Below are 608 nucleotides of genomic sequence, written 5' to 3'. Positions count from 1 at the left end.
AGAATGGTTGGCGATGCTTCGCTCATCCGTAATAGCGGCTGTGGCAGTTCTTCGAAAAGAGGTTCTTCAAAGTAGACCACTCTCTGCCGTGCGGAAGCGAGAGTGAGAATATGCTGCGGACGTTGATGAACGAAGTTCCATCGCAGGTGGGAGAAGCAGACCGTTAGATTGTCTCGGATGGCGCGTTTACTAGCGGTTACCCTGCCCAAGGCTGCTTCCATGGAAATATTCCTTTTTATAGGCGACGGTGTTTTGTTCGAATAACATTTGTTAATGGCGTGTGGCGGAGAACTAAGCTTAGACACCAACTCCTAACTTTCGATCGGGCGAGTTGTTCCAAGATAAAGTGGTGAGCCTCGGTCGCCGCCTTGCCGCCGAATGCGAAAAAGGCGCGGCTGTCGAATTTCCGAGCGACGACGAGTAACGGGAATGCTCGTGGACAACGTCCTCGCCGTATTTGCGTTCAACTCGCGGGATATAAAATGGCCAGGATGTTAAATTGATTCGCCTGCGCGACCGGAGCGAGGTCGAGCAAAGGCAATTGCGGGGACTGACATGAAGATCGACTTCGAAACCAACGTTTTCCCGCTATTTCATCCGCAAAGCGT

The 608-nt window shown here is 51.8% G+C and carries 1 pseudogene; it reads right to left on the bottom strand.

The window, feature by feature from the left end:
- Window positions 1-221 (bottom strand): annotated as a pseudogene (locus NKI49_RS33275) (glycosyltransferase family 1 protein); the annotation flags it as partial.
- Window positions 222-608 lie beyond the last annotated feature (387 nt).

This window comes from Mesorhizobium sp. M0587, from assembly GCF_040320945.1.
Classification (GTDB): domain Bacteria; phylum Pseudomonadota; class Alphaproteobacteria; order Rhizobiales; family Rhizobiaceae; genus Mesorhizobium.
This window is presented reverse-complemented; position numbering and strand designations above follow the sequence as displayed.